This is a genomic window from Methylophilus sp. (assembly GCF_035460085.1).
GTDB lineage: Bacteria > Pseudomonadota > Gammaproteobacteria > Burkholderiales > Methylophilaceae > Methylophilus.
This window is the reverse complement of sequence record NZ_DATHWZ010000070.1, coordinates 26602-37149: the sequence shown is the minus strand read 5'-3', so window position 1 is coordinate 37149 and position 10548 is coordinate 26602. Positions and strand designations below refer to the sequence as shown.

10 protein-coding genes are annotated in these 10548 nt (G+C 48.6%); 3 read left to right on the top strand and 7 right to left on the bottom strand.

Going from position 1 to position 10548, the window contains the following annotated elements; translation table 11 throughout:
• On the top strand, nt 1–799 hold a 799-nt coding region (locus VK958_RS10620; protein ID WP_325241155.1), incomplete at its 5' end, for a YheT family hydrolase.
• 136 nt (nt 800–935) lie between these two features.
• On the opposite strand, the gene VK958_RS10615 is transcribed toward VK958_RS10620, so the two are convergent.
• A complete protein-coding gene (locus tag VK958_RS10615) occupies nt 936–1445 on the bottom strand; it encodes a group I truncated hemoglobin (protein ID WP_325241154.1) in 510 nt (169 codons plus the stop codon).
• Nucleotides 1446–1493: 48 nt separating this feature from the next.
• Nucleotides 1494–2468: a DUF3034 family protein gene (locus tag VK958_RS10610; RefSeq protein ID WP_325241153.1), complete on the bottom strand. Its 975-nt coding sequence runs from the start codon at nt 2466–2468 to the stop codon at nt 1494–1496.
• A gap of 243 nt (nt 2469–2711) precedes the next feature.
• Between VK958_RS10610 and VK958_RS10605 the strand changes: the two genes are divergently transcribed.
• Together VK958_RS10605 and VK958_RS10600 are read left to right on the top strand one after the other, a co-directional pair.
• Entirely contained in the window at nt 2712–2918 is a 207-nt protein-coding gene (locus tag VK958_RS10605) for a hypothetical protein (protein WP_325241152.1), read from the top strand.
• A 2-nt stretch (nt 2919–2920) separates the two neighbouring features.
• Nucleotides 2921–3124, top strand: coding sequence for a hypothetical protein (locus tag VK958_RS10600; protein ID WP_325241151.1), 204 nt, complete (start codon nt 2921–2923; stop codon nt 3122–3124).
• Between the two features lie 100 nt (nt 3125–3224).
• Here VK958_RS10600 and VK958_RS10595 read toward each other — a convergent pair whose 3' ends face one another.
• The 5 genes from VK958_RS10595 to ovoA all read right to left on the bottom strand — a co-directional run bounded on the left by VK958_RS10595 (nt 3225) and on the right by ovoA (nt 10397).
• Nucleotides 3225–4316 (bottom strand): ADP-ribosylglycohydrolase family protein, encoded by a 1092-nt coding sequence (locus VK958_RS10595; RefSeq protein WP_325241150.1) that lies wholly within the window; start codon nt 4314–4316, stop codon nt 3225–3227.
• A gap of 146 nt (nt 4317–4462) precedes the next feature.
• Nucleotides 4463–6277 (bottom strand): ABCB family ABC transporter ATP-binding protein/permease, encoded by a 1815-nt coding sequence (locus VK958_RS10590; protein WP_325241149.1) that lies wholly within the window; start codon nt 6275–6277, stop codon nt 4463–4465.
• Nucleotides 6278–6339: 62 nt separating this feature from the next.
• Nucleotides 6340–6999 (bottom strand): tetratricopeptide repeat protein, encoded by a 660-nt coding sequence (locus tag VK958_RS10585; RefSeq protein WP_325241148.1) that lies wholly within the window; start codon nt 6997–6999, stop codon nt 6340–6342.
• A 102-nt stretch (nt 7000–7101) separates the two neighbouring features.
• Complete coding sequence (locus VK958_RS10580) at nt 7102–8316, bottom strand: MalY/PatB family protein (protein ID WP_325241147.1); 1215 nt, start codon at nt 8314–8316, stop codon at nt 7102–7104.
• On the bottom strand, nt 8298–10397 hold the full coding sequence (ovoA, locus tag VK958_RS10575; protein WP_325241146.1) for a 5-histidylcysteine sulfoxide synthase: 2100 nt from the start codon (nt 10395–10397) through the stop codon (nt 8298–8300). The genes VK958_RS10580 and ovoA overlap by 19 nt, the downstream gene beginning before the upstream one ends.
• Nucleotides 10398–10548: the final 151 nt, after the last annotated feature.

Here is a 10548-nt window from a genome sequence, read left to right as displayed (position 1 = left end):
ATCCCCCATTGTGGTGTTATTTCACGGCCTGGAAGGTAGCTCGCAAAGTGCTTATGCCAGGTTGCTGATGGCAGCGGTGAAGGCTAAAGGCTGGCGCGGGGTGGTGATTCATTTCAGGGGCTGTTCTGGTGAGCCTAACCGGTTACCGCGTGTTTATTACGCTGGTGATACCGAAGAAATAGAGTTGTTACTTTCCCGTGTGCGAAGCAATGCGCCCAATGTGCCTATTTATGCGGTGGGTGTTTCTTTAGGTGGCAATGCGCTACTCAAATGGCTTGGAGAAAAAGGTGATAAAGCGGCGAGTGTGATCGATAAAGCGGTTGCTGTTTCCGCACCCATTGATTTGGCAGCATCTGCCACTGCGTTGGACAAAGGCTTGAACCGGATTCTTTATACACCCGGATTTGTGGGCTCTATGCGCCCTAAAGCGCTGGCGTTATCACAACGGTTCCCTGGATTATTAGACGAGCATAAAATAAAGGCCGCTAAAACCATTCACGATATGGACAATGCTGTCACTGCGGTTTTATATGGTGCCACCGATGCTGATGATTACTATGCAAAGAATGCCGCCAAACCCTGGCTGCCAACCATTCGTTTACCTACCCTGATACTCAATGCTTTGAATGATCCGTTTATTCCTGCCAGCACTTTACCAACAGTGGATGAAGTTTCTAGCTCAGTGACATTGGAATACCCGGAAACAGGCGGGCATGCAGGATTCCCCGGTGACAACCATTGGTTCGCCACCCACTTACTCGAATTTCTCCAGGCTGAAAATTCATCTGCATCGGATTGATCACACTAGGATTAGATGTAGATAAGGCCTGAGGGTGTTGGCAAATGCTAGCCTTAGATTTAGCCATGTCGAGATCATAAGAAAAAAGCCTACTAAATGTTGATCTAGTAGGCTAAAAAAGATGCGATTAATGACGCTACATCTTTGGAGGAACGGCTGCACCATCCGTCGTTTCAATCACTCTGTACATAGGCGCAAGTTTAGCCAGCAATTTGTTTTGTGCTGAAAATGGCACATTGTTTTTATCCATCGCAAACTGAAATTGCTCTACCAGAGCGTTAAAAGCTTCACGATTGACTTTCATATTGGCGTGCGAACTAGTCATATCGCGACCAGGATACTTGCACCCGCCATTCATTAACTCGCACATTTGTTCAACCAGCATCGCTTTAATATGCGCTTGTTTATTGTTATCAAAAAATGGTTTGGTGCGTGGGTCTGCCACTAAACCAACCATAAAGTCATCCATAATTTTGGTTAGGCCTGCTTTGCCACCAAACGCCTGAAAAGTCTCTGTACCTTCCATCGGCGTGTTGCCCAGATTCGGGCTGTGATCCTTTGCCATCTCTGCACATACCGGCATTGCCAGCATAAAGGTTGTAGCCGCCAGCATAGCCGTAAGCATCTTGTTCATTTTTAAATTCATGATGTGTTCCTTAATTAAGTAATAAGCGGTTTCAATGTTTGAATGAATTTAAAAACCGAACTGTGCTGACAGGTAAACAGCATCTTGTTTGCCATAGTTAGCGCCTACCGGTTTTACTGTGGCGATATTACCCAGGTTCACATAGGCGGCTGTCAGGGAGACATTTTTGGTTGGCGCATAGGCAACAAATACATCGAAAGCGTCATCCTCTTTCAGGTCTACAACATTCGCTCCGCCAAACAATGCGGCATTGGCCGGGCTTCTCAGGTTGTCTGGTTTCATGCGGTACTCTGCACCGACCACCCATTTTTTACTCAATAAATAGGCAGCTGAAAGTTCCACCATAGGCTGATAACTATCATGATTGGCGCCGCCGAAACCTAACAGACCGAATTGGTTGGCTTTAGTGAAACGCAGGGTGCCATTCAATAACAGATTTTTATCGAGTAACAGTTTGGTAGCTGCAATATAGACATCAGTACCATGATCACTCTTGGCACCGATCACAGCACTCTTGATGAATTCTTTATCCTGGTTTTCTTTATATTGCACACCGACTGCCACTTGTGGAACCCATGTATCAGCATCAAGTACCGCTTCGCCGAATACGCGGACTTTTAAGCCGACGATGATCTGGTTAAGCGTATCTCTGCCTATGACGTCTGCGCCTAAACCAGCGGTGACTTTATTGCGCAAATTGCCAACATCGAAATCTTGTTGAGCTACCGAGAATTCGACGCGATCAAACAAACCGAATGTGACGCCGTAGGTGTCGAGTTTGTAGTCGTTTGATTTTAAGTATGAATAATGAACGTTAGCGCCCACTTCATTATTGGTACCATAGCCGCCGATCACGGCCCAAGGGGTTAAACCGCCACCTGCTGCGCCTTCCACTTGCGAAACGCCGCCGGTGAGTAATAGCTTGTTGCTTAAAGGCATTTCTGCGAATGCCGAATTAGCCCCTACGCTAAAAAATGTCGCGAATAGGGCAGAGATGAGTTTTTTATTTTTTTGCAAGTGCATGGGTGACCTCCTTGAAGTGTGTCGTGTTCAGGCAAGAAACTTGATTGTTTCTCTTGATATACGAACAATCAATCAAGTTGGATTCACCATAATCAAAGAATAAACGCTTATTTGATTCTTTCTGCTAAATGGCTATATTTCAATGATTCAGTCTGAAAACTCCCACAACATAATCAGCATTTTTCTGATAAATATTGAGACCAATGATCACTATCATTTCTGATCGGCAAAAAGGAGAGTGAGATGGCTAATGATCCAAAAAATATTACCGATGTAGACCCTGATGTAGAGTCTGTGATTGAGCCCGATGATGACACTTTGGTTGATCCGGATTTAGAACCTTATGACGAGTCAGTGGAAAAACCACTTAAGGATTCAGAAAATTTTATTCGGCAGAAGAGCTTTAGCGAAGTAATGCTTCTAATAAATTTTAACTTGAATTGGAGATGATGATGGCATTTGATTCAGCTGTGCCTGTAACAGGCGTGGAAGAAAAATCTACTGTGGTGAAGAGTGTAGATAAAGATACGAGACAGCAAGAGGATGTGAAAGAAAACCTGGGGAATGTGGCTAAAAACCCTGCCATTGACCGGAAAAATGAACCGGATGTGGAGCCAGGGAAAATGCTCGAGAATGAGAAATTCACTGAGAAATAATGCGTTTTCACCTTAATAAAAAATAGCCCTGCAGGGGCTATTTTTTTTATTGTTTCGATATGCACCATTACCTGAGCCCGATCACATTTTTAAAATAAATTTATGCAAAACAGGTAATAAATTGTTCTATCTCATCATTTAATTCAGCATACGCAGTGAGTCCGTGAATCCAGCGTTGAGGGATGGCCTCCACGCCCAGTGAAGCACCCAGTATGGCACCAAGTACGGCGCCCCGGTGGCAGTTATCACCACCCACGTTTGTGTTGGCTATCAATGCTTTTTCAAAATCATCATGGTAGCGTGCGGCAAGGTAGAGCACTGCAGGGAACGATTGGTCAACATAGCAGGCAGGGCTGAGCATGCCACCAATAATATCGCGATCTGAGCCCTGGTTGGCGCGCACACGCGCAAGCACTTTTGCCGCCGGAAAACCCAGGCGGTTGGCCGCCGCACAAGCCAGCTGCTCTGTCTCTGGCGCTGTGTCATGGAAAATATGAAACAGTAACTGGCTGAGTTCCAGCGTGTGTTTTTCTAACACGGATGAGCGGTGCGTCAGGCGTTGTTGGGTCAAAGTTGCTTGATTGGAAGCTGCCAAGTCGCCCTCGCATAAGGTCGCCATCACCACCAGAGGTAAACTCACCAGGCCACCGATGGAGGCTGTGTCATGCCCTTCTTTGCCGGCACAGTTTTCTGGCGAGACACCTTGTGCGTAGTTTGCAAAAAAATCACGATGGTACGATTCAGCGTAGGTATCGTTGTGCCGGTCTGGCTCGGTCATAAAACTGATGTATTCACGCAAAAAGTCTGCCGGATCGTGATGGCCGGTGGCAATCAGTGAGCGCATCAATACACGCGCACATAACAGGTTCAGGGTGTTATCCCCTGCTTGCATGCCTTGGTGATAATGGCCGTTGGGTAACCCCCAAAACTGTTTTTTGCCTTTCAGAATCACATTGCCGACAATGTCGCCTTCTTGGGTGCCGCGGCCTGCTTTGGCAGTGTTGGCTAAGGGCATGATCGAGTTTGGATGATGTGCCTTGGGCGCCTGGTAATCGCGGATTTGGTCAAAGTCTTGCCAGAGGGCTGCGATGTTGTAGTACCAATGTACTGGCATCGCCAAGGCATCTCCAATAAACATTCCCCACAGTGCGCCTCGCATGCGGTCGGCTTTATTTAATGGTTGGGCGTGCATAAGATCATCCTGTTTATTTAATGGTTTGGCAGGCAGCAATCGTGAGAGGAGGCTAGCATGATGAGACGAAGTTCAACGGTCTATCCTGTCACCAAGTTTTCAAGCGCCAAAACGTGAAGTTGAGGGAGGCGTTCAGCGGCATACTTTTATGACTGCGTTTGAGTATGCTGTACCCGCCACATCTCTGCATAACGTTGACCCAGCATCAATAATGAAGCATGCGTACCGCGCTCAATGATTTGACCATCTTCCATGACTAAAATCTGATGGGCATGCGTGATGGTAGACAGGCGATGGGCAATGATTAAGGTAGTACGGTTTTTAGCCAGGGCATTCAACTCGTTTTGAATGGAGCGTTCGGTTTCAGAATCCAGCGCTGAAGTCGCTTCATCAAAAATGAGCAGGGCAGGATTTTTGAGCAGCGTTCTTGCAATGGCCACGCGCTGTTTTTCACCGCCTGACAGCTTGAGCCCCCGCTCTCCCACATCTGTGTTGTAACCTTTTGGTAAACGCGTAATAAGATCATGGATTTGTGCAGACTGTGCCGCCGCTTCAATTTCAGCCTGAGTAGCGCCCGGCTTGCCATAGCCGATATTGAAACCAATCGTGTCGTTAAATAACACCGTATCCTGCGGCACAATCCCCACGGCTTGTCGCAGGCTATCTTGTTTGACCATTCTAATCTCTTGCCCGTCAATATGGATCTCGCCGGATTGCACATCGTAAAAGCGGAATAGCAGGCGTGAAAGGGTGCTTTTACCCGCGCCACTGTGTCCGACCACTGCCGTGGTTTGGCCAGGTAATATCTCAAATGACACGCCATTCAGGATGCCACGGTCTTGTTCATAATAAAAACACACGTCTTTGAAACTCACATGTGGCCCCAACGTCGGAGAATGAATTTTCAATGCTTGAGCATTTGGTGCATCGGCAATTTCCTGGCCCGTATCAAGCAGGTGAAACATGCGATCAATGTCTGTCAGCGATTGCTTCATCTCGCGGTAAAGCACGCCTAAAAAATTCAGTGGAATATATAACTGGATCATCAGCACATTCACCAGCACCAGATCACCGATGGTCATTTTGCCGCTGGCAACCCCTTGGCTTGCCAGCGCTAAAATACACACCAGGCCAATCACGATGATGGTTTGTTGACCCACGTTGAGAAAAGCCAGTGATTTTTGCGATTTGATGGCGGCATGCGCATATTTTTTAAGATTTTCACCATAACGCGCAGATTCGAACTGCTCATTGCCAAAGTACTTCACGGTTTCATAATTAATCAATGAATCCACTGCGCTTTGACTCGCTTTCGAATCCAGCGTATTCATTTCACGCCTGAAATGGGTGCGCCACTCGGTCACGACCACGGTAAAAACGATATAGCAAAAAAGCGCAATAAACGTCACCACCACAAACCAGATGTCATAAGCATACAAAAAATAGCCTAGCACCATGGCAAGCTCTATGAAGGTGGGGATAATGCTGTAAAGCGAAAAGGAGATTAACGATTGAATGCCACGGGTGCCGCGCTCAATGTCGCGTGTCATGCCCCCCGTTTGCCGCGACAAGTGAAACCGCAATGACAAGGCGTGCAGGTGGTTAAACACTTGCAACCCTACCTGTCTCACTGCCTGCTCGGTCACCTTTGAGAAAATCAGCTCACGTAACTCAGCGAATAGTGAGGCTGACAGTCGCAACAAACCATATCCCACAATCAAACTCACCGGCACCACCAGTAAGGCTTGTGCCGGGGTGTGAATGCTCATGGTGTCTACCAGCTTTTTTAGCATGATAGGCACGCCCAGGTTGGCAGCTTTGGCGATGACCAGGCACAGCAAAGTAAAAAAGATACGTGCCTTGTAAGCCGTTAAATAAGGCAATAAATGCTGAATGACCTGCCAATCTTGTGATTGGCGTTTTTCAACCGCCGGGCCGGAGTCACTTTTAGAGGGCTGCATAGGGCTGGCGATTCTCTAAATGAAGATGATAAAAGCGGTGGGGGACTTCACGAAAATTTTGCTTAGCAGTGTTTGAGTTGCTGGTTTTTGCACTGTGCGGCCAATTTTTTTGCAGAGGCAACCTGCTCAGGCGTCAATTGTGCGGCGGTGTAATTCAACATTTTGGTGTGACGGTTAACCAGGTGCTTATCTTCGTTTTGTGTGGCCAGCATCAACCACATCGCAGCTTTGACGGGATCTTTTTCTACGCCTATCCCTTGCATGTAGATATTGGCCATGTAGCCTTGGGCTTCGCTATTGTTGTTGCTTGCTGCCAGGCTTATCCATTTGAATGATGCCGCCAGGTCTTGCGGGATCACGTCGTCACGGAAATACAGCATGCCCAGGTTTAACTGCGATTTCACATGGCCTTGCTCTGCCGCTTGCTGGTAATACTGCGCCGCCCTTGCATAAGGGATGCTCTGGATTTCACGCCTGAACACCAGCGTGGCCAACATGTACTGCGCCTCTGCATAATTGAGGTCGGCCGATTTTGTATACCATTTCACGGCTTCGTCCATGTTCTGCTTCACGCCGTCGCCATCGTGGTACATGAGGCCGAGGTTGTAGCAGGCCTTGGCATCGTTTTGATTGGCAAGGGATAAGTAAATGGCATGCGCCGCCGCGAAATCTTTTTGCGACAGCTTCTGTTTGGCTTCTTCCAGGGTATTAGCATGCGCCATACAACAGACCAGCATCCCTACTATGAACAATCGCATTTGCAGCATATGGACCTCTCGGTGTTGAATATTGATGGGGTTGCTGGATTGGTGAAAAGGCATTAACTACCGGCCTGCCAGGGCTGCCTGTAGGCGCGAGAGGGCAGCCAGCACATTGGCTTTAGGCGTGCCGATGTTCATGCGCATAAAGCCTTCGCCACCGCGGCCAAATAGGGCACCGGGGGATAAGCCTAATTTGGCTTCTTCAATAAAAAAGCGGTTTAACGCGGCATCATCCAGTTGTAGCTGACGGCAATCCAGCCACAGCAAATAGGTGGCTTGCGGGCTAATGATGCGGATGTCGGGTAAATGGGTGTTGATAAACGCGATGGCTTCATCACGCGTGTCCTGCAAATAGGCCATTAACGCACGCAGCCATTCACCGCCTTCGCGATAGGCGGCTTCAAACGCGGCAAGATTAAATGGATTGGTGACTGAAACGCCGATGTTTTGCAGATGCCTTTGGATGGCGCCTCGATGTGTCTCGTTCGGGATGATCAGGGCAGACAGCCCGAGGCCTGGGATGTTAAAGGTTTTGCTGGGGGAAACGGCGGTGATGATACGGTGCGATGCTTCTGGTGAGGCTGGTTCAGATTCATTGCTCAACCGGCTTAAAGGGACGTGTGGCACCTCTGTGTATACCAGATCGGCATGAATCTCATCGCTTAAAATTATCAAATCGTGTTTTTCAGCGATGGCCAGCAACGCAAGTAACTCGTCTTTTTGCCAGACGCGGCCAACCGGATTATGCGGCGAGCACAGCAGCAACAGTTCGGCATCTTTGGCACACGCCTCCAGCTGGGCGATGTCCATCTGGTAAGAAAGCGTGCCATCGTCTGTTAACCGCAGCGGGTTTTCAATCAAACGACGATGCTGGTTGGTGACTGCAGAAAAGAACGGAAAATAAACAGGTGGCTGCACAATCACGCCTGCCTGTTCTGCAGTTAACGCGGCCACCACCAGGTTCAAAGAAGGCACCACGCCCGGTGTCAGTACAATCCACTCGCGCTTCACTCGCCAGTCATGGTGTACCAGCAACCAGTCTATCAGCGCTTGATACAGGCTTTCCGGCGCCATCGAGTAACCAAATACCGGATGATCTGCGCGGGTTTGCAGTGCTTTGGTGACGGCTTCCGGCACCGCAAAGTCCATATCGGCTACCCACATCGGCATCACGTCATCGGTGCCAAAGGTGGCGACTCTGCCATCATATTTCAGTGACTGAGTACCCTCGCGGGCGATGGGTTGATCAAACAAGGCGGTCAACGGATGCGTTCCCATAGCGTCACTTCAGAAAGCGTATGCTGAAACTTGTGATTGGTTTCACGAATCACAAACGGGATATCTACGGGCGGCTGCATGAGTTTAAAGTGCTTGCCCAGTATTTCTTTCAGGCCGTCCAGGGTGGTCACATTCTCACCATCTTTTTTATAGCCACCGATCCACTCCTCGCGTGGGGTGTGTTCTTCCAGCCACGTATAGGGGGAGGTGATCATCAGCACACCGCCTATATTCAGGCGTTCATGAATGGCACTCAGGAATTGACGCGGGCTATAGAGTCGATCAATTAAATTGGCCGCGAGAATAAAATCGTAGCCGGTAAATTGTGGCTTGAGGTTGCAAGCATCGCCTTGCCAAAAATCTACTTTATCCGTCACCGCATTTAAATCCAGCGCAGTGAGGCTGCGTTCCTGGTAATTGACCAGATCCCCTTCGGTGGCCATGGTGTAACGCAACACGCCTTGCTGCGCTAACTTGAGGGCGAGGCCGATAAAGCGCGCGGAAAAATCAATGCCGGTCACGTGATCAAAATGCCTGGCCAGCTCAAAGGTGGCGCGCCCTGTCGCACAGCCTAGATCCAGGGCAGTTCTGGCTGGTTTGGATTGCAGGCTTTGTATCGCATACTCGCTCAGTGCTTTGGGGAAATTAGGCACTCCAAAATAGCTGTCGCCATAATGAAACTCGGCATACTCCGAAAGCAGTTTATCTGACTCATAGTGCGATGCGTTATCTTCGACGGGAGTGTCAGTCACAATATAGCGGAATCCTGCATGTTGAAAAAAATGTCGCCTGAACGCATAACGGGCACTTTTAAGTGCCTCGTTGCCGGTGGAAATCCATGAGCCGCCTTTGATCAGGTTATGGCGGCCATCAAACGTCGGGGTGGTGAAATCATCGTATAAAGGATGCACTTGAAAACCGTCAAACGGGAAAATAGGCGTTTCAGTCCATTGCCAGACGTTACCCACCACATCAAACAGCTCGCCATGCGCAAACTGATTTACCGGGCAGGGGGACGCAAAATGATCAAGGAACAGGTTGGCATTCGTACTACCTGCACCCTTTTCATCTGACAAACCAGCATGTTCATAGAGACTATACCATTCATGCTCGGTTGGCATGCGGACTGGCTTGCCAATGTTTGCAGAATGCCAATTGCAGAATGCTTTTGCCTCGTGGTAATTGACTTCCACCGGCCAGCTCCACGGCATATCGACCTCTTCGGTCATTAAGCGCAGTTTCCAGCTATCGCTATGTTTTACCCAGAATGTCGGATGCTCGGCTTGCGTATATCGTCGCCAGGCCAGGCCTTCTTCCAGCCAGTATTCATCCTTCTGGTAACCGCCGGCTTCCACAAAGCTTAAAAATTCAGCATTTGACGTCAGGTACTTTGCCGCCTGAAAGGCCGGGCTATGCGCTTTAAACTGGCCGTATTCGTTATCCCAGCCGTATTGATCGGTGGATTTGCTGAGCTGTATATCCCTGGCCGGTATGTCTACCAGGCTATTGGTGGGTGCAGGCGCATCCTGTGTCTGGCAGGCTGCCCAGTCAGGGTGTGGTTGTACAAATTGCAGCGCGTGTTGCCGGATCAATACCGAGCTGGTCTCCAGATGAATGCGTTCATGCTCGATGCCCATCAGGATGGGCCACCAGGGGCTCTCCCAATCCAGCGGCAAATGAAACGGCAGTGTATTGATCAGTGCATCGACCACCTGGCGAACGCTGGCACGATAGGCCTTGACCTCGGCAGGCGTCGGCCAGGTGTAGTTCATCTCGTTGACATCATCCCAACCCATTTCATCAACACCTACCGCAAACATCGACTCAAATTGCGGATTGACACGTTGAGAGATTAAACCCGCCAGGACGAGTTTATTGATCAGAAAAGTATTGGTATGACCGTAATAAAAAATCAGCGGATGCCTTAAGGCAATGGGTTTGACGTAATAGGCTTCGTCGCTTTTTAACACCTGAAACAATGCTTCGTACACATCCGCAGTGTCATGAAAATAAGCCCGTATATCTTCACGTGTAAGGTTATTGTTGTTTATTGTGATACTACGATTGGGGTGCGTGTTCATATGTTGTGATGATGAGATTCAATGATTGATTTGTAGCGCCAAAAAATAAGTGCTTCACTTAAACTTCATTGCCAGGGATGAAGCCTATTCTTTGTTCGGTATTGAACCGTATTAGTTCATTCAATGCCACTGAATTATGACAAAAAGACAT